A 22,488-nucleotide genomic window follows, 5' to 3' on the forward strand; every position below is an offset into this window, starting at 1 on the left:
GTAAAGAAGGTCCTGCGAAAGGACCTTCGTTTTATCGCGAATTTTCTTTCCGAAAAATATTATCTCTTAGTAAAAACTTTTGAATCTTACCACTTGCATTCCGAGGAAGTTCTTCTACGAATATATATTCACGGGGACGTTTATAATCAGCCAACAAATCTCCATTTTTCAAAAAGAGATCGAGATCTTGCGAAGACAATGCAGGATTTTTGGACACAACAACGGCAATCACCTGTTCTCCCCATTTTTCATGAGGCTGACCAAGGACGGCTACATCTACAATATCGTCATGGGCGTGCAGTGCATCCTCTACCTCACGGGGATACACATTTTCTCCCCCTGATATCACCATATCATCCACCCGATCAGCGACGTATAGATACCCATCCTCATCCATATAACCTAAATCACTGGAGTGATACCAGCCTTTATACAATGCTCTTTCCGTTGCTTCTTTGCGATTGAAATATTCAAGCATTGTACAGGAACCGCGAACAATGATTTCCCCGACTTCACCAGGCTTACAAAGATCATCCGGTTCAGAAGGACCGTTTTCATTCGGTTTGACTACACGTATTTCATGATTATAGGCAGCCCTTCCTGCCGAGCCTGTCTTGGTTAACTGCTCATCCTGAAGGAGGAAGGTAACCGCCGGACCCATCTCAGTCTGACCATAGGCTTGTATCAAGTCAATCTTCATTTTCTCATGGAGAGCCCTCACAAGGACTGGTGCCATCGGGGCTGCTCCGTATAGACCGATCCGTAAAGAAGAAGTATCATAATCATCCACCCCGTGTTGCAGAAGCATGTTCCACATTGTTGGCGCGGCAAAAAAAGAACTGACCTTTTCCCGCTCAATCACTTCCAATACGGTTTGCGGTTGAAACTGATGAACGATAATATTTTTCGCTCCCGCTTGAACGCGCGGAAGAAAGCAGCAATGAAGCTCGGCACAATGAAACATAGGTGCTGTAACAAGTCCTATATCATTTGGTGTCAGTCCTATTACAGATGTACAAATCAAGCTTTGCTCAGCCATATCTCTATGCCTGTGAAGCACACCCTTTGGCCTCCCGGTAGTCCCGCTCGTATACATGATCGCATATGCGTCTGTTTCTTCTACCAGGATGTCTATTAAGTCATTAGAACATGAATTCACAACACCTTTATAACTTTGAGAAAAGGTAGGGGCATCTTCTCCAACATACCAAAAAAGGGTCTGTGGAAAGACTTGTGAAATCTGCTCAATTGGAATGGTGAGAGCTTCTTCAAAAATCACTACCTTTGGTTCGGCATCTTCTAAAATGTAGTGTATTTCTTGAGCCTTTAACCGGAAATTAATTGGGTTAATCACCGCACCAATCTTTCCACAAGCAAAGTACACAGATGCTAACTCCAGCGTATTATATAAATACGTCGAAACCCGATCTCCTTTTTTCACACCAGCCTTTAGCAACGCATTGGCTACACGATGAACTTCATCCTGCCACTGTGCAAATGTTAATCGGGTACCTGTTTTCTCTTCTACAATCGCCTCCTTGTTCCGAAATTTTTCTACCGTTTGATCAAAAATGGATCCTGTTGTTGCGTACATATTTCTCCCCCTTTAATGAAGTTATTTATACCAATTTCAGCAATATTCCCTAATCAATTATGTTCGAGATTGTTGTCCGTATACCCTCCTTTAATATCTGATAATTCAGAAATATATCCATAAAGAAAAACGTCACCTTCTACTTGAGAAATGGTGACGTTCTTTCTACAACAATAATTACGACGCTTTCTGCTCATTCAACACAACATTGAGCTTACGTTTAGAAAACACGTTAAAAAACATATTCAGTCCAATGGCTGTTATACTTCCTGCAACAATCCCGTTATCCGTCAAGATTCGGATGCTGGATGGCATCTGAGCAAATAATTCAGGAACAGCGGTTACTCCTAATCCCATTCCAACTGAACAGGCGATAATCAATAGATTTTCTTGAGATGCGAAATTCACATGGCTAAGCATTTTAATCCCATAAGCTACGACCATCCCGAACATGGCCACCATCGCCCCTCCCAATACTGAAGCAGGAATCACTGTCGTTAAAGCACCAATCTTTGGTACCAATCCAAGGATCACGAGAAATGCTCCTGTTGCATAAATTACACTGTTTCTCTTCACACCCGAAAGCTGGATCAAGCCTACGTTTTGTGAATAAGCGGTATAAGGGAATGCATTGAATAATCCACCAAGTACGATTGCCAGCCCTTCAGCACGGTAGCCCCTTGATAAATCCTCTTCTGAAACCTCTTTATCGCTGATATCAGCGAGAGCAAAATAAACACCTGTTGATTCCACTAAACTCACCATCGCTACAAGGATCATGGTTAGAATGGCTGTTATCTCAAATGTCGGCATTCCAAAGTAGAAAGGTTTTGCCATATGAAACCAGGATGCATCCCCAACCGCACTAAAATCTACTTTGCCTAAAACAAATGCAACGATTGTTCCTGCCATCAATCCCAGTAAAATGGAGACAGAGCGAACAAAACCGGTAAAGAATTTATAGAGGATTAAAATAAAAAATAACGTACCAAAAGCAAGAGACAAATTTTCCAATGAACCGAAATCAGCACTCCCTTGTCCCCCTGCCATATTGTTCATGGCTACTGGAATCAAGGTAATCCCTATGATTGTTACTACAGAGCCAGTGACTACAGGAGGGAAGAAACGAACCAGTTTCCCAAAGTACTTACTGATTAGAACGACGAATAAACCTGAAACCAGAATGGAACCATAGATCGCTGAAATACCATACTGGCCACCAATCGCGATCATTGGCCCTACTGCCGTAAACGTACATCCGAGTACGACCGGAAGTCCTATCCCGAAGAAACGATTCTTCCATACTTGCAATAAGGTTGCGATCCCGCACATGAAGATATCTATGGAGACCAGATAAGTGAGCTGTTCTCCCGTTAATCCTAATGCTCCTCCTACAATCAGCGGAACGATGACCGCTCCCGCATACATAGCGAGTACGTGCTGAATCCCGAGTGACGCCAGTTTAATAGGTTGATTTTTCATTATACCCGCGCCCCCTCTTGCTTGAATGTCACTTTCCCATTTTCAAGGGATTGGATTTCCGCTAATGATTCAACTCTGTATCCTGTTTCACGAACGAGCTTGCCTCCGTCTTGGAAGGACTTTTCAATAACAATCCCGATTCCGGCAACATTTGCGCCTGCTTGCTTAACTAAATCGATTAATCCCAGGGCCGCTTGTCCATTTGCCAAGAAATCGTCAACCAATAGGACACGATCATTTTCTCCTATGTATTTACTGGAAACAGAGATTGTGTTTTCTTCCTGCTTCGTGTAGGAGTAAACCTTCGATGTAATAACCCCTTCTGAAAGGGTTAACGATTTACGCTTACGTGCAAATACAAGTGGAACATTCAATTGAAGAGCAGCCATCCCGCCAGGAGCAATTCCGGACGACTCAATGGTCAACACCTTCGTAATTCCCAGATCTTTGAAACGACGTGCAAATTCTTTCCCGATTTCCATCATCAATTCAGGGTCCACTTGATGATTCAGGAATGAATCTACCTTTAATACAGTACCTGAAAGGACGACACCTTCATCTTCAATTTTATTTTTTAATAAATTCATATTCAAAACGCTCCTTTACTGTAATAAAACCTGGAAGTCTACAAAAAAACCCAAAGGCTATTGTTCTCTTGATAGAGTGAGACAATGACCTTTGGGTTAGGCAAAGAGCGTCCGAATTGACGGACAATCCATTGCTCACTCATAGTCGAATCATTTACGGTAATCCGGTAGAAACTCGCGAGCCATATCCCCGCTATTATATGAGTGTGCTTCTTTTCGGTTTATAATACGGATTATATCGGTTCTTTTCGATTTTGTAAAGACGTATTTCTTAACGATTAGGATACTTTTTTCCTTTTTCGTTCGTGTTTGATGAATTCACGACAATGCATGTCACTAACCAGTGAATCCTTTTCAATGGTAAGCGCACATTTGGATATGACCCAGTAGTGTTTCCGTATGAGGACGTGAGCTCAACCGAAGTGGGTCAATCAGGAGATATTCCGGACTTTATTAATCACGTTAAAGCGACAATCAGAAGGTCATCGGTGAAAACACAGGCTGAAGCTACGCAAGAATCTTCCAGTGCCGCCGACGAAAACGAACGTTTTGCATCGAAAGCTGTCATACTTGACGAGCGGTATGGAATAAATTGGAGAAGGTGATGCGAAGTATGTCGCAAGTCCTACAAACACAACGAGAGGGGAACGGAATATGAAAAAATTAATGGCGGTTGGGTTGGTGTTACTATTAATGACGGGGTGCATGAACGTAGAGACAAGCGAAGAGGAAAGCGAAGCAGCGCCGCCGAAGGTTGAGGAGAAGGCGGAGAAAACTGAGCCAAAAGCGCCAAAGGACAACACCGCAGATTACGACAAGGCAGTTGCGAACATGCTCAGCGGACTGTCGACCACGATGTCTGATTTTAGTCAGACCTTAATCGAAGGTTCATCCGATCCGTTGCTTATGGTATCTGCAGAATATCAGCAAGACCTACAGTACATTTGTGATAAGCTATACACCGACATTCAAGAGTTTAAATCGCTGGACATTCCGGCTGATCGAAAGGAATTGCACGACCGCCTATTGGATGCGCTTAGTCACTTCGAGATAGTAGCAACGGATACTCCGGGGGCAGTAGAGAACCTGGATGCGAACCGGCTGACCGAGTTGACTGGAGACATGACTGTCGGTAACGAAAAACTTGTAGATTTGACAAACGACCTGAGCGAGATGATGCAATGACGAAAAAGCCCGCCACTCAAATTGTGACGGGTTGTTTTTATTGCTGTTCCAAAGCCGAAGATAAGATTTCATGATTTACGACATACCCATGCGTCTCTCTTATTAGCCAACGGAATTAATCCGAAAGGTTATACAGGAACGCTTTGGACATGCGAAAATAGATACGACGATGAACATATACTCGCATGTATTCCCGTCAATGCAAGGTGAAGCTGCAGACAAAATTGACGCCTTCTTAAAGTATTCATCCACTTTACACCCGTTCAGAAAGTTCCTTTAATAGCTTCTTTTTCTCCCCATCAGATAAGTCTGATGCCTTGATTTCTTTTCTCTTTGAGGCAATGAAACCAAGCTTTTCTATATAGGAATCATCAAATGGTTGGAAGATTTGATCGGTAAGCTTTTTAGCTAAGAATGGACTTGCTCCGCCGGTTGAAACGGCAATCGTTAAATTCCCTTTCTGCCTATAGGAGACCATCTGCATATTTCCGCAATCACCGTCATCCACCACGCATAAAAGTTGGTTTTCCTCAGAGTGTATTTTCACCTGTTCATTCACCCATCGTTCATTCGTGGCAGCGATGACGATAAAAGCATCTCGTAAATCATCTCGTTCCACTTCTCTTTTGATCCATAGAATCCTTTTTTCTTCATGTAATGCTTGAATTCCATCAACAGCTTCAGGACTGATGACTTTTATCATCGCTCCTTGCTCTAGAAATACAAAGAGCTTCCGATAGGCCACTTTCCCTCCGCCTACAATCGTAACTTGTTTTCCGTTTACATCAATCATGACTGGCAGCATAGGATTCTCCTTTAACGCTGAGGGTTTCATTCACACGGTCCAGGAATGCTTCTTCCACAAGGGGGTCATACCCTAAATAATCACCCAGAATGATATGCGTATTTTCCGTTTGGCTGATCTCCCTCTCAATCCCTTTCATGAGTAAACCGGTAAACAGCAAGTAAGGAATGAAAATGACGTTTCCATTTGTATTTTTTACAGATTCCAATGTGTCCGAAAAGCTTGGTGAGGCTGCTGTTAAGTAACAGGTCCTTACATCTGCTAACTTAGTCTTGGCTTGCACAAGTTCAGCAAGGGCTCCTAAATCCTTTGAAACATCGGGGTCTGAACTTCCTCTCCCTATCAATACGGCGACGGTCGAAGAGTCAATTGAAGCAGCATCGCGTATTTTCTTTATAACACTTTCAGCCATTTTATCGTGAACCCCAATGGGCTTACCATACGTTACCGTAATCCAGGGGTAGGCTTCTTGACAGTTTTGAATTTCATCTGGAATGTCTTTTTTTGCATGAACCGCAGTCAGAAGGAGAAGGGGAACGACGGAAACGTGTGAAGCCCCTTTTTCCACGCATGCTTTAAACCCTTCTTCAATGGAAGGTGATGCAAGTTCAAGAAAGCTTATTTCCTGGATTTCCGCTTCCACTTGATTCCGGCACCTTTTAATAAAATCTATGGCTTCTTCACGGGCTTTTCTAATACGACTTCCATGGCACACGTATAAGATTGCGTGTTTCATTTAAAGTGCCTCGCTCATGATCGATTTCTTTTCAAAGGTTTCTTCAAACCATCGAATCTTCTCCCGGAAACGGACCACTTCCCCTACGATGATCATGCTTGGATTCTCGATCTTTTCTTCTTTCACTATATCGTTTATCGTTTCCAGAGTCCCTGTCACGGTTCTTTGCACTTCTGTTGTTCCCCAGTGGACAAGTGCCACAGGAGTATCCTTGCACTTCCCATATTGAATGAGCTTTTCTTTAATGTAAGGGAGATTCCCCACCCCCATATATATTGCCAGGGTATCGATTCCTTTGGCCAGACTCTCCCATTTTTCATCTTCTTGTTGATTATTTTGTTTATGCCCTGTGACAAAGGCGACACTTGAACTGGATTCCCGGTGTGTAACGGGAATCCCTGCATAGGCAGCCGCTGCTATACCTGAAGTGATACCGGGGACGATTTCAAAGGGAATTCCTTTCTTGGCAAGTGCTTCTGCTTCTTCTCCTCCCCTTCCAAATACGAAGGGGTCCCCTCCTTTTAATCTCACCACTACCTTTCCGCTGGCAGCATAACGCACGAGAAAATGATTGATTGTTTCTTGTTTCATCGTATGATAGTTTGGCAGTTTCCCGCAGTATATCAAATCGGCTCCTTTTTTCGCATAGGTGAGAAGCTCTTTATTCACCAGACGGTCATATAATATGACGTCTGCTTTTTGTATTGATTTCAATGCTTTTAATGTGATTAATTCAGGATCTCCAGGACCCGCTCCCACCAGGTAAACTTTCCCCATCCATTATTCCTCCTTAAGATTTGATGATTGTTTCCTGTTCATGCAGAACAAACCCTGCACCATTTCCCCGGATTCTACGTTTCTCGTAAAGAGAGATGTCTACCACATCAGGTTTTTTCAAAAAATACTTCTCAAGTTCTATTTCTACTAGATCAAAGGCCAACTCATCTGATTCAGCCGCGACTACGACAATCGTGACAAAAACGCGAGTAGTGACTTCAAATCGATACAAATTCATCCCCTGTGCCTCCTTAAGCTTCCTGAAGTAATTGGTCTAACGATTCTTGAAGGGGAGCGGTACCAACCCGGTTGATATAGTCAAAAAAGGCTTCTCCCGGTTCTTTTGTTTGTTTAAAATGAAGGAGCAATTGCTTGACCACCCCTGTCAGTTTGCCGGCCTCCACTTTCCCTTTTAATTTTTCATTCAGTTTTCCACCGTCCTGAAGAGTTCCTCCTACGTATATTTCAAATGCTTCGATCATCTTCTTATCTTTCGTTCTCATTTTAATTCCTTGAAGCCCGATATCTGCGATTTGTCGTTGACCGCATGAATTCGGGCATCCGACCATGTGGATTCTGACAGGGACATCCAATGAAAGTTCCTGATCCAATTGATTGGCGATTTGTCTCATCCGTTCCTTCGTTTCCACTAAAGCTAAATTACAATATTCGATTCCTGTGCATGATACGGAATATCCGATGAAGGATAGGGGACTTGTTGAAATGCGATCAAAGATTTTCTCAGAAAGCAAAGCATCAACGTGTTCATCTGGTATATTTGGAATGATGAGATTTTGAGAGTTACAGTTTCTCAGTTCTCCATTACCGTATTTCTTGGAAATCTTCGCAAGCTCATATACTTCATCAGAATTTAAGCGCCCAACCGGTACATTCAGCCCCACATAATTGAGTCCCTCCTGTTTCTGTGGATGTACTCCGTAGAAATATCCCGCATTCCAACCTTCCACGGCATCCACTCCCGCAGGTAAAAGCTCAACATACTGTAATAGCGTTTCCTTGAATTTCTCTGGACCCCAATCTGCCATTAAGAATTTCAACCGGGCCATATGTCTTTTTTCCCGATAACCGAAGTCGCGAAAAATCGTGGTGACGGCTATCGCAACTTCCTTCACTTGGTGAGGAAGGATAAATACATCCAACTCCTGGGCGAGGAATGGTCTTGCGGCCAATCCTCCACCAACCTTCAGATGGAAGCCGACTTCTTCTTTACCGTCTATCAGCTTTTTTGCCGGAACAAAGGAAACACAATTGATTTCAGCATTCGACGCATTCTTGATATTTGCGGAGATTGCTACTTTATATTTTCGAGGTAAATTTGAAAAATCTTCGTTGTGCTGGAAGAAATCATATACGTCTTTCACAATGCTCCTTGTATCGAAAAGTTCATCAGGGTCGATTCCTGCCAGGGGATTCCCGACGATATTACGTGTGATATCACCACATGCACCGGCAGAAGACAATCCGACCTTCTCCAGACGATTAAAGATGTCGGGAATCTGTTCAATCTTCAACCAGTGAAATTGGATCGCCTGGCGGGTGGTGATGTCATAAACGTCTCTTCCATACTCTTTACAAATGGCAGCAAGTTGCAGTGCCTGTTCATAGGTCAGGATGCCCGACGGGACGTTCACTCTCATCATGAAATAGCCGTCTTCCTTTGGTCTTTGTAAATACAAACCTGCCCATTTAAACTTATCCCACTCTTCTTTCGGAATCGAAGAGAATCCGTTTTCCGCATAGTATGGGATATCTTCAAAGATAGACAACCCGTCTTTTTCCAATTTCCATTGTTCCGTTTTATTCAATTTTTCATTTGACTCCCATGATTTTGAATATGCCATGCTTTTCTCCCCCTATATAAGCTGTTTTTGATTCAATACAGTTAGTAAGTACTCCACGCATTCTTCAATTGAATGTTTTTCTGTATCCAGTACCACTTCCGGTTTTTCAGGTTCCTCATAAGGAGCACTGATTCCTGTGAAATGAGTGATTTCCTCTTTACGGGCTTTTTTGTACAATCCTTTTGGATCACGTTTTTCACATTCTTCTAACGAACAATGCACATATACTTCGATAAATTCATCAGTCTCCACTAAATTTCGTACGAGAGCACGGTCTTCCCTGTAAGGTGAAATAAAGGCCGTCAGCACAATTTGTCCGCTATCGATGAAAAGTTTGGACACCTCACCGATTCTCCGGATATTCTCCTTACGATCTTCTTCCTTGAATCCCAAATCATGATTTAATCCATGACGGACATTATCACCGTCCAGAACATAGACTTGTTTCCCTAGTTGGAAAAGGGAGTGAGACAATGCATTGGCGACACTCGATTTCCCTGAAGCGGATAAACCCGTGAACCATAAAATAAAGCTTTGATGTCCATTTTTATTTCGTCTCTCCTGTTTCGTTACTGCGGTTTCATGCCATACGATGTTTTCTGTTTTCTCATTCAACCCCGTACCCTCCTTAAGTCGTTTGTCCAGCTTCTTGTTTTAGACCTCTAATTAACACTTCGATCACTTCAGGGCGACTGAACGTTGAAGGGGGAACTTCCCCGTTGCGGAGCATCCCTCTTACTTTTGTCCCTGACAAAATAACGTGATCGTTCTTATCATGAGGACATGTTTTCGTAGTCGCCATCCCTTCGCACCTCTCACAGTAAAAACTATGCTCGAAGCGGAGAGGGGTAATCCCTATCTCACTTTCACTGAACTGATCAAATATTTTCTGCGCATCATAGGTACCATAATAATCGCCAACACCTGCATGATCTCTCCCGACGATAAAATGCGTGCATCCATAATTTTTTCGTACCAGTGCATGGAAGATGGCTTCCCTTGGACCCGCGTACCTCATGGCAGCAGGGAAGACTCCTAAAAACACACGATCTTTAGGGTAATAGTTCTGTAACAGAACTTCATAACTCTCCATTCTGATGCCCGCTGAGATATCATCTGCCTTTGTTTCGCCAACCAAGGGATTTAAGAAGAGTGCATCCACGGTCTCCAATGCCGTTTTCTGAATATACTCATGGGCCCTGTGAACAGGATTTCTCGTTTGAAATCCGACAATCGTTTTCCATCCCTTTTCCTTAAACAACTTTCTGGTTTCACTTGGGTCAAATGTATACTCGGTGAAAGGTTTGGAAAGACGTTTAATAAGACTGATTTTCCCACCTACGTACACATCTCCCCGTTGGAATAATTTCTTGACACCTGGATGATCCGCGTCGGTCGTTCCGTATACGAGAAGAGCTTCTTTCTGTTTATCCGGTTCATAAATATCCTCTACTTCAATGAGTCCATAGGTTTCTCCCTTATAAACAAGACGGCTCTTTAAGCCTTTCTTTACGACTCCTGCTTTTTCTTTTGCTATGGGCAGGGTAATCGGGATACTCCATACATTGCCGTTTCGCAATCGTAATGTTTCCACCACCTGGTGATAATCTACTTCGGTCAAGAATCCATTTATAGGGCTGTAAGCACCTATTCCAATGAGTTCCAAATCACTTAACGCGGTTTCGTCTAAAGGGATTTCATGGAGAATATCCTCATAAGATTCTTCTGGTAAATATGATTGAACAAGTGTTCCTCCGTGGGGCTGTAAACTCATCATTTATCCTCCTTAACATATAGTTTTAATCGGAATTAAGATTAAATTCCGCCTCCGTCTTCGTGAACGGATCGCCTTTCTTCATTGATCACCCGCATAAGGGATAATGCTCCCACAGTTGCGATAATGACGCTTATTGGAACCACGATCGAATACATATCGCTATCGATCACGAGCTTTACTAAAAAATATGAAATACTGAGTGAAATCAAAGGGGATACCACCCATATTTTGACGATTTTTTTGACAATTTTCTTTTGCAGCATATGTTTGCCGTTCTTCGCCATCCCGAGGCCAATGATAGAGGACGAAGTAACCTGAGTCAGCGGGATCGGTAATCCATACAGTGAGCTCACCATCACAAGGATCGCTCCTGTAGAGGAAATGACAATTCCTTCGGCTTTTGAATATTGTGTAATTTTTTTCCCGTTTGTTTCCACTACTTTTTTCCCCAGTAAGACAGCTCCGAGGGCAACGAATAAACCTCCCAGCCAAATCCCCCGCGAGGGAGACATTAAGCCCGCACCCACTAATGGACCGACGGCGTTGGCTACATTATTCATCCCTGCCGAAAAGGCTTCAAAGAACCCAGCGATGATCAAAAGGTATGCAAGCCACTTTTTCTCAAAATGGAAACCGCGCTTTTCAAGCTTTACTAAACCTATACCGAATACCCACGTAACTCCGAAGGCAATGACCGGGACAATCACCCAGAATGACATGATCGTTAAGAGTGACTTCACATAAAGAACTTGATATGCGACTCCGACTCCTACAACCGCTCCGACCGTTACTTCACTTGTAGACAGCGGGATCCCGATCACATTTGCCAGAAACAAGGAGATGGTGGCGGATAACAATATGATGACCACGATTTTGATGGAGAGTACATGTTGAGGGATAATCCCTGAACTTATGGTTTTAACTACTTCTCCTCCACCTAATACCGCCCCGCTCAGGACACCGGCTGAGCAGATCCATAATGCAACCCTGATGTTCTTTATGGCTCCTGCACCATACGCAACACCCATCGATGCTGCCGCTCCACTGGCACCAATGTTCATAGCGAAAAACAAACTTATGATCAGGGCGAATACTTCAAACAAAGAATGTCACCTCTTTTAATGAAGACCGCATTCGGTTTTCCCTTTTCCTTTCCATCTTCCGGAGCGGAGATCATTGATGTCTATGGCTTTCGTTGTGCAATGAAAGCATCCGATACTTGGATACCCCTGATCATGAAGTGGATTATAGGATAGGTTATGTTTATGGACATACCTCCAAATCTCTTTCCAGGTCCAGTGAATCAAAGGGCAAATCTTAACCGATTGAAACTTATCATCTTTATTGATGAATTCAACCTGACTTCTTGTCGGTGATTGCTCCCTTCTTAATCCTGAAATCCAGGCATTTCCTTTGGATAAGGTTTCTTTTAAAGGGTCGAGCTTTCGAATTTGACAGCATTGGTTCGGATTTCGCTCCCACAACTTATCACCATATGTTTCTGCTTGCTCTTGGATCGTCAATTCAGGCTTTTTCATATGAATGGTAATACCCGGATACTTTTCCTTCACCTTTTCAATCGTTTCGTAGGTTTCTTTGAAATGAACACCTGTATCAAGAAATACTATGGTTGCTTCAGGCTGTACTTTGGTTAGGAGGTCGATTAATACGATCCCTTCTATTCCAAAACTGCATGCATATACGACTCTTTCACCATAATGATCATACGTCCACTCAAGTACGTTTACCGCTCCTTTATAGACCGGATCAATTTCAAATTGGACTGATGGTTTTTTCCAAGTTTGATAGGTTAACATGATACACCCCTTTCCCGCTCATCCAAACAAAAAGAGGCGATAACAAGATATAGGGATTTCCTTTATCTGTGTTATGCGCCTCTAGTTTGTCTAGTCAGCTTATTTAATTCGCACTTTCTCGTTTTTCTCCAATTGAATGACTTTACCGTCCTGAACCACAATGGTAATTGACCCGAAACTCATCGTCTTCAACATCGAAGTGATCTTATCCACTACTACATCATACTGTGCTTCTTGATTATTTTCTTTAGTCACATGATTCCCCCAATTTTCATCTTATCCAGAAAAATCATGAATGAAAAAAACAACCTTCCATTTTGGAAAGTTGTTCAGGTAAGAATACCTTATCTTCCAAAATGACTTCACATTTTGCTGGAATTAGCACCTTACATAACGTAGGTTGCTGGGCTTCGCGGGGCCAGATCCCTCCACCACTCTGGATAAGAGTTATTAATTTTAATATTCTAAATAATATCACATTCTGCCGGGAAGTCAACCCGAGTTTTTCTATCGGATTTAAGTATTTTGACTTATTTTTCTTGGAAATCCTTCATTCTCTTTATTTCTATTCGCTTTATGAAAGCTATAGGACACTATTTTTACAAGAATGATCAAAATAATTGAAATATCAATTTACCGTCAATCACTTTCTTCTGGTCCTGATTGACGGCAAAAACTTTAAAATGCAAATGATCATCCTGTTTTTCTGATACTTCTGCAATCAATGTAATGACATCGTCCAAAAAAACCATCCCTTTAAAGCGGACGGTATACTCTTTGATAAATCCTTCTTTATAATGATCACTAAAAAGCTTGGAGACATTACCCATTGACCACATGCCATGGGCAATGACACCTGGAAGACCCAATTTATGTGCCTCATCATCAATCGTATGAATGGGATTATAATCCCCAGATGCGCCTGCGTATTTGATTAAGTCGATTCTCGAGACTGGAGCTAATTCAACAATGGGAAGCGTTTCACCTATATTAAAGGATGATAGTTTAGTCATTTTCCCAACCTCTCTCTGACCGCTTCAGTGATAATGACGATCGCTTCGGAGGTGAAAATCCTACTCCCTCCTGAGTCTTCTCCGATATCTTCTATTACAAGAAAGCCAAGTGTTCCACCCGACCCTTTCCGCTCATAGTAATCTTTTATCTCTGTATAACACTGAATACATTCCCCGACCTTTAGTGGTCTTTCATAATGAAAAGATTGTTCCCCATGAATTAATCCGACGTTAGGTAAATGAAAACTTTCAATCGTTCCATAGTCGAACACTCGTGGAAAAGTAGGGGGAGCAATATTCCCCCTGTATCTGGACCTTTTTCCTGCTTCTTCATCCACATATATGGGATGTGGATCACCGATGGCTTCGGCAAACTTATGAACCGCTCCTTTTTCCACACAATTTTCTATGGAAGTTGAGCGTTTACCGATATAAGATTGAAACATATCCTTCACCTCTTTCTCCCATTAGGCTTTAGGCCCTCCAGCTACGTAGAGGATTTGTCCATTAACGAATGACGATCTTTCATCTGCAAAAAACGCCACTGCATTCGCTATATCTTCCGGTTGTCCGCTTCTTCCTACCGGAATGCCTTGAAGACTCGCTTCCACCAGTTGTTCAAAGGTTATTCCGATCCGTTTTGCCGTTTCTCTAGTCATTTCCGTTTCGATAAATCCTGGGGCGACAGCATTGGTCGTAATACCCAGAGGACCAAGCTCTATTGCTAGAGTTTTCGTTAAACCTTGAAGACCTGCTTTAGCCGTAGCGTAATTTGCCTGTCCCCGGTTACCGAGTGCAGAGGTAGAAGAGATATTGATAATTCGGCCATACCCGTTCTTCACCATATATCCTTGCGCTGCTTTCGCTACGTTAAATGATCCTTTCAAATGCACATCCATGACCGTTTGCCAATCTGTATCAGTCATTTTAAACAGCAGGTTATCTCTGATGACTCCTGCATTATTGACGACAATATCAACGGAGCCGAAAGTTTCAAATACTTCGTTTATGGCCTCTTCTACCTCCTGGGATTCTACTACATTCGCAACCTTTGTATATAGTTCATATTCGCTCAATTCCTCACTGACTTCCAAAAGTGCTTTTTCATTCACGTCAAGGATGGCAACTCTTGCCCCTTCTAGAGCAAAAAGCTTGGCAATCTCTTTACCGATCCCCCTGCTCCCGCCTGTTACTAAAGCTACTTTCCCTCTGAATCTTTCACCCATTCACATTACCTCCCTATCCCTTTAAACAAATTGGCCCACTTTCACATGCCCTTTTAATAGATTCCGTGAGATGATCAGTTTTTGAATTTCATCAGTACCATCATAAATCCGCCACAATCTTGCTTCACGGTACCAGCGTTCGATGGGAAGCTCTCTTGTGTAGCCCATCCCTCCGTGAATTTGAAGGACCCGATCCACTACCCGATTGCCCATGTTGGATCCGTACAGCTTGGCAATCGATGCAACATGGCGATTATCTTCTCCTTGATCCAGTGTGAATGCAGCATTTAGCACAAGCCATCTGGCAGCTTCGATTTCCACGGCAGAATCAGCGATCTGCCATTGAATCGCCTGTCGATCCGCTATTGGCTTTCCAAATGTCTCTCTTTCCTTGGAATAATCAATCGCCATTTGCAGTAGACGTTCTGCTGCACCTACCGCTTGTGCACCCACAATCCAGCGTGCGAACCCGATCCATTCCAGGCCAAGATTGTAGCCACCATCGATTTCACCCAGAATATTTTCTTCAGGCACACGCACATCATCAAAAAACAGACTGGCAGGTCCCCATTCCCCCATGGTATGAATGTATTCAGATGTCCAACCCATGCTTCGATCAGCAATAAAACAGGTTACTCCGTTCCGACCCGTTCTACGATGCTTTTCCTTATCAGTCACCGCCATGACCATGACAAAGTCTGCTTCATTTCCGCCCGTAATAAAAGTTTTTTCACCATTTAACACCCACTCATTTCCATCCTTCACTGCGGTCATCCGGATGTTTTGGGTATCGGACCCGGCTCCCGGTTCCGTCATGGCGAAGCAGGACTTTTTCTCTCCGTTTATCGTGGGAAGCAAATAGGTTTTTTTCTGTTCTTCGTTAGCATAGTATAGGATGTTATCTGCATAACCACCGAAACTGAAAGGCACAAAAGTTTTGGAGATTTCCATATAAACAATGGCCATCATCATTTGCCCGAGATCCGCTCCGCCGTACTCTTCTGGTGTATTGATCCCCCAGAACCCCGCTTCCTTTGCTTTTAACTGCAGCTCATTTCTTTTCTCCGGGGAAAGACTTGGTTTTCCTTCCCGTTCATTTCTTAGCACTTCATTTTCTAATGGTATTAGTTCTCTCTCAACAAATTTACGAATCGTTTTTTGGATCATCCTTTGTTCATTTGTTAACCTTAAGTTCATCCAGATTCCCCCCTATAAGATGGATCGTATACTAACCAGCTAGTATTATGGCTGCAGGATTACCTTTCCTACCGTTTTTCTTGCTTGCATGAGTGTATGGACCTTAGCTGCATCCTTTAAAGGAAATACATGACCAACTGTTACTTTCAATTCCCCGGACGCGACATAATGAAAGATTTCATGAAGGGTTTTCTGCGTTAGTTCAGCATCTCTCATAAGAGGAGGCAGGAAGAACCCAATAACAGACTGATTCTTTGCCATCAAAGAAGAAGGATAAAATCTGCTCTGCTCCCCGCTTGCTACTCCGTATATGACCATTCTTCCGAAATAATCGAGACATTTTAACGTTTTATAGAAAATATCACCGCCAGCCATCTCCAATGCCAGATTTACACCCTTTCCATTTGTTGCTTCTAAGACATCTGCTTCCCAGCCATCTAAAGTGTAATTGACTAATACGTCTGCCCCCATGTCCCCAGCAAGACGTAATTTTTCTTCTGTACTTGCCGTAGCGATGATCTTACCTGCTCCAAAACGTTTTGCCAGTTGGACGGCAAGCAACCCAACGCCACCAGCCGCTGCATGAATGAGGACGGTTTCTCCCTGCTGCAACCTACCCAAGGTTTTTAATATATGATAGGCACTTAATCCTTGAACAGGTATGGCGGCCGCTTCTTTGAAATCCAATCCATATGGGAGCGGGATCACCGAACGCTCATCTGTAAGGGCAAATTCTGCATAACCTCCGGAATCCATCATGGCTACAACACGGTCTCCCTTTCTTACTCTCGTCACATCTTCTCCCACTTCCGTGACGATTCCCGCCACTTCAGAACCCGGGATATATGGTAGTTGAGTTTTTACCACATATTGCCCTTCCCGTCTTGCTGTATCAGCATAATTGACTGCTGATGCTTGAACTTCAATGAGGACTTCTCTCCCTCGTGGTGCAGGAACATCTATATCCACATTTTCTAATACATTAGGGCTTCCAAACTCTCTGAACTGAATGGCTTTCATCCTGATTCCTCCTATTTCCCCGTAAAAGTTGGCCTTCTTTTATCTTTAAATGCTGAAACTCCCTCAGCATGATCTTCAGTTGAAATCAACAATGTTTGTGTGATACGTTCTTGTTCGAGTATCTCATCCAATGATAAGGTGAATGAACGATCAATCATTTTCTTCATCATTCCATATGCTTTACTTGGCCCCGAGGCTAACTCTACAGCCCAATCAGTTGTTTCCTCATCAAGGTTTTCAGATGGGACAATACGGTTTAGCACACCTAAGTCAAATAGTCTTCCTGCAGTCACAGGTTCTCCTGAAAAGAAGAATTCTTTCGCTAAATGAGGACCGATGATGCGTGGAAGAAAATACGACCCTCCTCCATCGGAAATAAGACCTACTTTAGAGAAGCTTAAAGCAAATTGACTATCTTCTGAAGCGATAATCAAATCGCAGGCCAGGGCAAGATTAAATCCGGCACCAGCTGCAAAACCGTGTACCGAGGCGATGACCGGTTTTTCTATTTCTTTTATCGCTTTAATGCATGTATTTAATATCCCGATATGTTCATAGACTTCTGTTGATGTCGCGCTCCCCATCGTTTTCACGTCGCCGCCTGCAGAAAATGCCCTCCCGGCACCGCGAATCACAATGGCTCTGATTTCCTGATTATGATCAGCCTGCTTTAGTGCTTCAACGATTCCCGTAAGCATGTTCTCATCAAAGGAATTCAAGCTATCCGGTCTGTTTAATGTCAATGTCAGTACCCGGTCAGTGGTTTCTAGTAATAAAGAGGATTTCATCGTTTTTGTTCATCTCCTTGTCTTTATTCCTGGCGACCTAATGCAGCTTGATTCCCCAGGGTGATCAACGATTTCGCAAACCGATCAAATTGATAAAATCGTGAATCTCTCGTTTGCCCCATCTTAAAGCGGTAATAGATTTGTTGCACAATGACGGCGAGCTTAAAATATGCAAAAGATAAATAAAAATGGATATTGTTCACGTCTCTGCTGCTTTTCCTGGCATATTCTTCGATAAATTGCCTTCTGCTGTAAAAACCGTCCATGATCGTTACTGGAGGATTCCCAAGACCGAATTTTAATAACTCTGGATCATCATTCTGTATCCAATACCCCATAGCGACACCTAAATCTGCAAGAGGATCGCCAACGGTCGCCATCTCCCAGTCAAATAACCCCACCATTGATTTCAGGTCAGAAGAAAACATGGCATTGTTTAATTTAAAATCATAATGAATGATGGTCGATTCAGCATTACCTGGAACATTCTTTATCAACCAGTTTGTCAGCTGATCGACTTCGCGGATCTCACTTGTTTTGGCACGCTCGTAACGTTTGATCCACCCGTATACTTGTCTTTCCATAAAATGTTCGGGCTTGCTGATTTCATGAAGAGTTGTTTTTCGGTGATCAATGGAATGAAGTTCAACCAGTTTAGAAACCATTTCCTCCGATATTTTCCTGCACACATCTGGTGTCACATGGAGATGCGGGGGAAATGAAGTATCAAATACTTCACCCTTTTTTCTCTCCATGATAAAAAATGGACTGCCTACGATCCTTTCATCATCAGAGAATACATACGGCTCCGGTGTAACCCCGAAAAATGGCTGAATTTCTGAAAGGATCCTATACTCTCTTTTCATATCGTGGGCCTTCGGTGCGACCGGTCCTAATGGAGGGCGTCTCAGTACACCTTCCCATTCACCCATTTTAAGTAGATACGTAAGATTTGAGTGTCCCGCAGAAAATTGTTTAATTGAGAGCTCTTCATGAAGGAGGTGAGGGAAATGCTCATTCAAAAAGCTTTTTAGATTGGTGGCATTCAGCTCTTCTCCTTCTCGCACCGATACCGTTTCATACCCTGTTTTTTCAGACATCTTACCCCTCCAACATTAAGAATATTCAGTTTTTTTCGAGTGCAGATGAGTGTTTAACTGCGCCTTTAACAACTCAGGGATCATTATACTTTGCTGCTCAAGGAAATCAAAATAAACGATAACCGCATTTCCCTTTGCGATCAATTGATGGGTGTTCGCACATAAGATATCATGCTCTAACTGAAAGCTCTTTGATCCAATTTTTGATAGATAGGTGGTGATTTTCAGCTCTTGATTAAAATACCCTTGTGATACAAAGTCGCATTTGGTAGAAGCCAGAATAAAACGCCAGTCTTTCACATCCATATCAAATCCGAGTGATTGAAAGAATTTAATTCTTGCTTCTTCTAAATAAACAAAATAAGTTGTATTGTTGATATGACCTAATGCATCGGTTTCGCAAAATCTACTCGTTACCGTAATGGTTTCCATTAGTCCGCCATCTCCTTAAATAAATACTAACCAGTGGGTATGTTGATTCAAAAGGAAATCCTGTAGATGATTTCCCCTTTACTCTGTCTCAATCCCTTTTAATACCATATCGACAAAAGTCCGGGCAATTTCCTGATCGGATTTCGCACCATCAGGCTTATACCATTGATAGCTCCAATTCATCATTCCGAGAATTCCAAAAGCTACAATCGAAACGTCAAAGTCCTCATGAAAGTCTCCGTTCTTCCTACCTTCTTTCAGGAGAGTTTCAATATTATAGCGATACATATCCCGCTTAGGCTCTATGGCATCCAGACTTTCCTTGCTCAAGTGTCTCATTTCTCTAAAAAACACTTTCGCACTGGCCCCTTGCTCTTTAATGTCCAGAATGGAAAGATGGACAATATCATAAAGTTTTTCCATGTAGCTCTTCCGCTCATCGCCAAGAACTCTTTCCTGTTTAGATAATAAGCCATCAATATAGCGCATGTGAATTTCCTTTAACAGCTCTTCCTTACTGGAAAAATAATAATAAAATGTCCCTTTCGTTACACCAATGGACTCTACGATGTCCTGGATGGAAGTTACAGTAAACCCTTTTTCATCAAATAAGCGTACAGCATGTTCTGTAAGTTTTTCTTTCATCTGAAATCCTCTCATTCTGCAAATATCACCTGAATTATATCATATTACCTCACGCTTTCACGCAGAGCTCTTCGTAATATTTTCCCAACACTCGTCTTTGGAAGCTCATCACGAAACTCAATGATTTTTGGAACTTTGAATGATGACATGTTCTCCTCACAGAAATGAACCAATTCTTTTTCAGTTGCCTGTTCTCCTGTCTTTAAGACGATCACTGCCTTAACCGTTTCGCCTCTATAAGAGTCCGGCACACCTATTACGACAGCTTCCTGTACGCTTGGATGCTCGTAAATGATTTCTTCAACTTCCCGGGGATACACATTGTATCCTGATGCAATAATCAGATCTTTCTTTCTGTCCACAATCGATATATAACCTTCTTCATCCATTCGGGCGATGTCTCCCGTGTAAAGCCAATCATCTCGAAGGGCGTGAGCAGTCTCTTCAGGTAAATTCCAGTAGCCTTTCATGACTTGAGGGCCTTTAATAATGAGTTCACCCACATCGCCTAAAGGGACCTCCTTAGTGCCAGTTGCTAAATCGACTACCTTATAGTTTGTGGATGGGAATCCAATTCCGACGGTTCCCGGCTTTCTTTGTGCAAAAGCGGGGTTGCAATGAGTCGTCGGTGAAGCCTCTGATAATCCGTATCCCTCTAATATTTTTGCTCCTGTTTTCTTTTCGAATTGATTCAATAACTCAACTGGCATTGGGGCGCTTCCACTATTACAAATCTTTATTGAATCAATGCCGTACTCTTCTGCGTAGGGATGATTGGTGATCGCAACGTACATAGTCGGCACACCTGGAAACAGGGTGGGCTGTTCATTCTTAATCGTTATTAACACTTCTGTCAATTCAAATCTTGGAAGCAAGATCATTTCATTTGCTGAATAGACCGCAAAGTTCATACAGGAATTCATCCCAAATACATGAAAGAACGGAATCACACTCAGGCTTCTTTCTTTCCCAGTTTCGATGCTGTCTTTAAAGAAAAGTTGACTTTGAATGACATTTGAAAGAATGTTTTTATGAGTGAGCATGACTCCCTTGGATACACCGGTAGTCCCTCCCGTATATTGAAGGACTGCCACGTCTTCTTCAGGTTTGATCGACACCTGGGATACTTCACCATCCCCCACCATTAAAAATTCATCATAGGTGTAGTCCGAAGCACTGTTTTCCCCCTGGAGGCTGACTATGATAATCGTCTTGATCTCTGTTTCCTGTTGTATGGATTTGACCATATGATAAAAACGGTCCAATACAACGATTGTCTCAGCTCCCGAGTCATTTAGCAGATGGATTAATTCCCTTTCAACTGACATCGGATTCACCTGTGTGACAATTCCCCCGAATGTAAGGATTCCATAATAAGAGATCACATATTGCGGACAGTTCGGGAGCATGATCGCTACCCTGTCTCCTTTCTTCAATCCAATATGTTGAAAGGATGAAGCAAGCATGGAGACGGCACCTTGAAGTTCACCATACGTTATCCGTTTTTGATAAAAGCTAATACATGGATGATCCGGGAATGAAGAAACGGTATGTCGAAGCATTTCTGGTATTGAAAAATCAACCGCAGGAATTTCAGTCTCATACGCTTCAGGGTAATGACTGAGCCAAGATTTAGTTGTCATAAAATCATTCCTTCCATTTCAGATTACTCATATACTAATTCTGCATGTACCTTAAAAGATTAATCCTCCACCATCAACAGATAGTGTGGCACCGGTTATAAAGGACGCCTCTTCAGAAGCTAAAAACAGAATCGCTGATGCGACTTCTTCTGGATTTCCAATCCTTCTAAGAGCATTTGATTGAGAGATAACCGACCATTTCCTCTCATCTTTCTTCCAACCATTGATGATGTTTGTATCAATAACCCCAGGCGCTACTGCATTCACTCGAATATTATCCTTTCCATATTCCAGGGCAGCATTTTGTGTCAGTAGTATGACACCACCTTTAGCCGAATTGTAGGCTGACACGTATTTGCGGCCCTTTAAACCGAGAAGGCTCGATACATTCACAATTACACCATCTTTTTTCATCAATTCAGGTACAGCATACTTCATTCCCAGAAAAATGCTCTTTAGGTTTGTATCCAATACGGCATCCCATTCGTTTTCGTCCAAATCAATACTCCTGACTTCCGACTGGCCGATTCCTGCATTATTAATAAGGATATCGAAACCTCCGAAATGTTCCACCGTTGTATGTACGAGGGATTGAATGCTTTCACTTTCCCGCACATTCGTCTTGACAAAAAGTGCACTTCCTCTTTTTTCGTGAATGAGTCTGACCGTTTCTTCACCACTTGCATCATCCAGATCTGCTACGACCACAGCAGCACCTTCTTTTGAGAACCTTAGTGCTGTAGCGCGCCCAATTCCTCCGCCCCCTCCTGTAATAACGGAAACTTTCCCTTGTAATCTCATC

At 42.6% G+C, this 22,488-nt stretch carries 26 protein-coding genes, 1 pseudogene and 2 riboswitches; of the genes and pseudogenes, 3 read left to right on the forward strand and 24 right to left on the reverse strand.

Going from position 1 to position 22,488, the window contains the following annotated elements; translation table 11 throughout:
* Positions 1 to 31: 31 nt before the first annotated feature.
* From RSX31_RS04780 to RSX31_RS04790, 3 genes are all read right to left on the reverse strand, one after another.
* Positions 32 to 1,594: a fatty acid--CoA ligase gene (locus RSX31_RS04780; protein WP_148993923.1), complete on the reverse strand. Its 1,563-nt coding sequence runs from the start codon at positions 1,592 to 1,594 to the stop codon at positions 32 to 34.
* A gap of 177 nt (positions 1,595 to 1,771) precedes the next feature.
* Positions 1,772 to 3,076, reverse strand: a complete 1,305-nt coding sequence (locus RSX31_RS04785) for a nucleobase:cation symporter-2 family protein (protein ID WP_148993924.1) — start codon at positions 3,074 to 3,076, stop codon at positions 1,772 to 1,774.
* Positions 3,076 to 3,663, reverse strand: coding sequence for a xanthine phosphoribosyltransferase (locus tag RSX31_RS04790; protein ID WP_148993925.1), 588 nt, complete (start codon positions 3,661 to 3,663; stop codon positions 3,076 to 3,078). Before RSX31_RS04790 ends, RSX31_RS04785 begins: the two co-directional genes overlap by 1 nt.
* A gap of 122 nt (positions 3,664 to 3,785) precedes the next feature.
* A riboswitch (purine riboswitch) is annotated at positions 3,786 to 3,887 on the reverse strand.
* A 183-nt stretch (positions 3,888 to 4,070) separates the two neighbouring features.
* Here RSX31_RS04790 and RSX31_RS04795 point away from each other — a divergent pair.
* The 3 genes and pseudogenes from RSX31_RS04795 to RSX31_RS04805 all read left to right on the forward strand — a co-directional run.
* Positions 4,071 to 4,268 carry a hypothetical protein gene (locus tag RSX31_RS04795; RefSeq protein ID WP_315633616.1) on the forward strand — a complete coding sequence of 66 codons (198 nt, stop codon included), beginning with the start codon at positions 4,071 to 4,073 and terminating at the stop codon, positions 4,266 to 4,268.
* A 49-nt stretch (positions 4,269 to 4,317) separates the two neighbouring features.
* Entirely contained in the window at positions 4,318 to 4,848 is a 531-nt protein-coding gene (locus RSX31_RS04800) for a hypothetical protein (protein ID WP_282137743.1), read from the forward strand.
* A 54-nt stretch (positions 4,849 to 4,902) separates the two neighbouring features.
* Positions 4,903 to 5,128, forward strand: a pseudogene (locus RSX31_RS04805) (tyrosine-type recombinase/integrase); the annotation flags it as partial.
* Here the strand turns inward: RSX31_RS04805 and RSX31_RS04810 are convergent.
* The 21 genes from RSX31_RS04810 to RSX31_RS04910 form a co-directional block, all read right to left on the reverse strand.
* Positions 5,102 to 5,653: an NAD(P)-dependent oxidoreductase gene (locus tag RSX31_RS04810; protein WP_187443355.1), complete on the reverse strand. Its 552-nt coding sequence runs from the start codon at positions 5,651 to 5,653 to the stop codon at positions 5,102 to 5,104. The pseudogene RSX31_RS04805 and the gene RSX31_RS04810 sit on opposite strands and share 27 nt — an antisense overlap.
* Entirely contained in the window at positions 5,634 to 6,389 is a 756-nt protein-coding gene (locus RSX31_RS04815; RefSeq protein ID WP_315633622.1) for a sirohydrochlorin chelatase, read from the reverse strand. The genes RSX31_RS04810 and RSX31_RS04815 overlap by 20 nt, the downstream gene beginning before the upstream one ends.
* The gene (cobA, locus tag RSX31_RS04820) at positions 6,390 to 7,166 is read right to left on the reverse strand and encodes a uroporphyrinogen-III C-methyltransferase (RefSeq protein WP_148968940.1); all 777 of its coding nucleotides are present in this window, start codon (positions 7,164 to 7,166) and stop codon (positions 6,390 to 6,392) included.
* Between the two features lie 13 nt (positions 7,167 to 7,179).
* Positions 7,180 to 7,404, reverse strand: a complete 225-nt coding sequence (locus tag RSX31_RS04825) for a DUF3906 family protein (RefSeq protein WP_148968939.1) — start codon at positions 7,402 to 7,404, stop codon at positions 7,180 to 7,182.
* A gap of 13 nt (positions 7,405 to 7,417) precedes the next feature.
* Positions 7,418 to 9,028, reverse strand: coding sequence for a nitrite/sulfite reductase (locus tag RSX31_RS04830; RefSeq protein WP_315633625.1), 1,611 nt, complete (start codon positions 9,026 to 9,028; stop codon positions 7,418 to 7,420).
* 12 nt (positions 9,029 to 9,040) lie between these two features.
* Entirely contained in the window at positions 9,041 to 9,643 is a 603-nt protein-coding gene (gene cysC, locus RSX31_RS04835) for an adenylyl-sulfate kinase (protein WP_148993931.1), read from the reverse strand.
* Between the two features lie 13 nt (positions 9,644 to 9,656).
* Positions 9,657 to 10,802 carry a sulfate adenylyltransferase gene (sat, locus tag RSX31_RS04840; RefSeq protein WP_148969315.1) on the reverse strand — a complete coding sequence of 382 codons (1,146 nt, stop codon included), beginning with the start codon at positions 10,800 to 10,802 and terminating at the stop codon, positions 9,657 to 9,659.
* Positions 10,803 to 10,843: 41 nt separating this feature from the next.
* Complete coding sequence (locus RSX31_RS04845) at positions 10,844 to 11,866, reverse strand: inorganic phosphate transporter (protein ID WP_148994293.1); 1,023 nt, start codon at positions 11,864 to 11,866, stop codon at positions 10,844 to 10,846.
* A gap of 57 nt (positions 11,867 to 11,923) precedes the next feature.
* Positions 11,924 to 12,622, reverse strand: a complete 699-nt coding sequence (locus tag RSX31_RS04850) for a phosphoadenylyl-sulfate reductase (RefSeq protein ID WP_148993932.1) — start codon at positions 12,620 to 12,622, stop codon at positions 11,924 to 11,926.
* Positions 12,623 to 12,721: 99 nt separating this feature from the next.
* Positions 12,722 to 12,835 (reverse strand): YezD family protein, encoded by a 114-nt coding sequence (locus RSX31_RS04855; protein ID WP_397541174.1) that lies wholly within the window; start codon positions 12,833 to 12,835, stop codon positions 12,722 to 12,724.
* Positions 12,836 to 12,963: 128 nt separating this feature from the next.
* Positions 12,964 to 13,069: riboswitch (SAM riboswitch) on the reverse strand.
* A gap of 164 nt (positions 13,070 to 13,233) precedes the next feature.
* Positions 13,234 to 13,635, reverse strand: a complete 402-nt coding sequence (locus tag RSX31_RS04860) for a MaoC/PaaZ C-terminal domain-containing protein (RefSeq protein WP_315633629.1) — start codon at positions 13,633 to 13,635, stop codon at positions 13,234 to 13,236.
* Entirely contained in the window at positions 13,632 to 14,081 is a 450-nt protein-coding gene (locus RSX31_RS04865; protein WP_148993934.1) for a MaoC family dehydratase N-terminal domain-containing protein, read from the reverse strand. The genes RSX31_RS04860 and RSX31_RS04865 overlap by 4 nt, the downstream gene beginning before the upstream one ends.
* A gap of 21 nt (positions 14,082 to 14,102) precedes the next feature.
* Positions 14,103 to 14,861, reverse strand: coding sequence for a 3-oxoacyl-ACP reductase FabG (gene fabG, locus RSX31_RS04870; protein ID WP_315633632.1), 759 nt, complete (start codon positions 14,859 to 14,861; stop codon positions 14,103 to 14,105).
* Positions 14,862 to 14,882: 21 nt separating this feature from the next.
* Positions 14,883 to 16,058 carry an acyl-CoA dehydrogenase family protein gene (locus RSX31_RS04875; RefSeq protein ID WP_315633633.1) on the reverse strand — a complete coding sequence of 392 codons (1,176 nt, stop codon included), beginning with the start codon at positions 16,056 to 16,058 and terminating at the stop codon, positions 14,883 to 14,885.
* Positions 16,059 to 16,103: 45 nt separating this feature from the next.
* Positions 16,104 to 17,078, reverse strand: a complete 975-nt coding sequence (locus tag RSX31_RS04880; RefSeq protein ID WP_148993937.1) for a quinone oxidoreductase family protein — start codon at positions 17,076 to 17,078, stop codon at positions 16,104 to 16,106.
* An 11-nt stretch (positions 17,079 to 17,089) separates the two neighbouring features.
* Positions 17,090 to 17,866, reverse strand: a complete 777-nt coding sequence (locus RSX31_RS04885; RefSeq protein ID WP_148993938.1) for an enoyl-CoA hydratase/isomerase family protein — start codon at positions 17,864 to 17,866, stop codon at positions 17,090 to 17,092.
* 23 nt (positions 17,867 to 17,889) lie between these two features.
* Positions 17,890 to 18,966 (reverse strand): phosphotransferase family protein, encoded by a 1,077-nt coding sequence (locus tag RSX31_RS04890; RefSeq protein WP_315633635.1) that lies wholly within the window; start codon positions 18,964 to 18,966, stop codon positions 17,890 to 17,892.
* A gap of 15 nt (positions 18,967 to 18,981) precedes the next feature.
* On the reverse strand, positions 18,982 to 19,398 hold the full coding sequence (locus RSX31_RS04895) for an acyl-CoA thioesterase (RefSeq protein WP_315633637.1): 417 nt from the start codon (positions 19,396 to 19,398) through the stop codon (positions 18,982 to 18,984).
* A gap of 78 nt (positions 19,399 to 19,476) precedes the next feature.
* Positions 19,477 to 20,043: a TetR/AcrR family transcriptional regulator gene (locus RSX31_RS04900; RefSeq protein WP_148968927.1), complete on the reverse strand. Its 567-nt coding sequence runs from the start codon at positions 20,041 to 20,043 to the stop codon at positions 19,477 to 19,479.
* A 44-nt stretch (positions 20,044 to 20,087) separates the two neighbouring features.
* Positions 20,088 to 21,686, reverse strand: coding sequence for a long-chain-fatty-acid--CoA ligase (locus RSX31_RS04905; RefSeq protein WP_315633639.1), 1,599 nt, complete (start codon positions 21,684 to 21,686; stop codon positions 20,088 to 20,090).
* Between the two features lie 51 nt (positions 21,687 to 21,737).
* Complete coding sequence (locus RSX31_RS04910; protein ID WP_315634194.1) at positions 21,738 to 22,487, reverse strand: SDR family NAD(P)-dependent oxidoreductase; 750 nt, start codon at positions 22,485 to 22,487, stop codon at positions 21,738 to 21,740.
* Position 22,488: the final 1 nt, after the last annotated feature.

Source organism: Rossellomorea yichunensis, assembly GCF_032337515.1.
In the GTDB taxonomy this organism is placed as follows: Bacteria; Bacillota; Bacilli; order Bacillales; family Bacillaceae_B; genus Rossellomorea; species Rossellomorea yichunensis.

What these genes read in the sequence shown, in the direction of transcription:
- sat (WP_148969315.1), bottom strand. Translation starts at nt 10,802, where the DNA reads ATGAGTTTACAGCCCCACGGAGGAACACTTGTTCAATCATATTTACCA.
- RSX31_RS04800 (WP_282137743.1), top strand. Translation starts at nt 4,318, where the DNA reads ATGAAAAAATTAATGGCGGTTGGGTTGGTGTTACTATTAATGACGGGG.
- RSX31_RS04875 (WP_315633633.1), bottom strand. Translation starts at nt 16,058, where the DNA reads ATGAACTTAAGGTTAACAAATGAACAAAGGATGATCCAAAAAACGATT.
- RSX31_RS04890 (WP_315633635.1), bottom strand. Translation starts at nt 18,966, where the DNA reads ATGTCTGAAAAAACAGGGTATGAAACGGTATCGGTGCGAGAAGGAGAA.
- RSX31_RS04865 (WP_148993934.1), bottom strand. Translation starts at nt 14,081, where the DNA reads ATGTTTCAATCTTATATCGGTAAACGCTCAACTTCCATAGAAAATTGT.
- RSX31_RS04810 (WP_187443355.1), bottom strand. Translation starts at nt 5,653, where the DNA reads ATGCTGCCAGTCATGATTGATGTAAACGGAAAACAAGTTACGATTGTA.
- RSX31_RS04845 (WP_148994293.1), bottom strand. Translation starts at nt 11,866, where the DNA reads ATGAACATTGGTGCCAGTGGAGCGGCAGCATCGATGGGTGTTGCGTAT.
- RSX31_RS04825 (WP_148968939.1), bottom strand. Translation starts at nt 7,404, where the DNA reads ATGAATTTGTATCGATTTGAAGTCACTACTCGCGTTTTTGTCACGATT.
- RSX31_RS04900 (WP_148968927.1), bottom strand. Translation starts at nt 20,043, where the DNA reads ATGAAAGAAAAACTTACAGAACATGCTGTACGCTTATTTGATGAAAAA.
- RSX31_RS04815 (WP_315633622.1), bottom strand. Translation starts at nt 6,389, where the DNA reads ATGAAACACGCAATCTTATACGTGTGCCATGGAAGTCGTATTAGAAAA.
- RSX31_RS04885 (WP_148993938.1), bottom strand. Translation starts at nt 17,866, where the DNA reads ATGAAATCCTCTTTATTACTAGAAACCACTGACCGGGTACTGACATTG.
- RSX31_RS04830 (WP_315633625.1), bottom strand. Translation starts at nt 9,028, where the DNA reads ATGGCATATTCAAAATCATGGGAGTCAAATGAAAAATTGAATAAAACG.
- RSX31_RS04895 (WP_315633637.1), bottom strand. Translation starts at nt 19,398, where the DNA reads ATGGAAACCATTACGGTAACGAGTAGATTTTGCGAAACCGATGCATTA.
- RSX31_RS04910 (WP_315634194.1), bottom strand. Translation starts at nt 22,487, where the DNA reads ATGAGATTACAAGGGAAAGTTTCCGTTATTACAGGAGGGGGCGGAGGA.
- cobA (WP_148968940.1), bottom strand. Translation starts at nt 7,166, where the DNA reads ATGGGGAAAGTTTACCTGGTGGGAGCGGGTCCTGGAGATCCTGAATTA.
- RSX31_RS04905 (WP_315633639.1), bottom strand. Translation starts at nt 21,686, where the DNA reads ATGACAACTAAATCTTGGCTCAGTCATTACCCTGAAGCGTATGAGACT.
- RSX31_RS04780 (WP_148993923.1), bottom strand. Translation starts at nt 1,594, where the DNA reads ATGTACGCAACAACAGGATCCATTTTTGATCAAACGGTAGAAAAATTT.
- RSX31_RS04860 (WP_315633629.1), bottom strand. Translation starts at nt 13,635, where the DNA reads ATGACTAAACTATCATCCTTTAATATAGGTGAAACGCTTCCCATTGTT.
- RSX31_RS04850 (WP_148993932.1), bottom strand. Translation starts at nt 12,622, where the DNA reads ATGTTAACCTATCAAACTTGGAAAAAACCATCAGTCCAATTTGAAATT.
- fabG (WP_315633632.1), bottom strand. Translation starts at nt 14,861, where the DNA reads ATGGGTGAAAGATTCAGAGGGAAAGTAGCTTTAGTAACAGGCGGGAGC.
- RSX31_RS04785 (WP_148993924.1), bottom strand. Translation starts at nt 3,076, where the DNA reads ATGAAAAATCAACCTATTAAACTGGCGTCACTCGGGATTCAGCACGTA.
- RSX31_RS04880 (WP_148993937.1), bottom strand. Translation starts at nt 17,078, where the DNA reads ATGAAAGCCATTCAGTTCAGAGAGTTTGGAAGCCCTAATGTATTAGAA.
- RSX31_RS04790 (WP_148993925.1), bottom strand. Translation starts at nt 3,663, where the DNA reads ATGAATTTATTAAAAAATAAAATTGAAGATGAAGGTGTCGTCCTTTCA.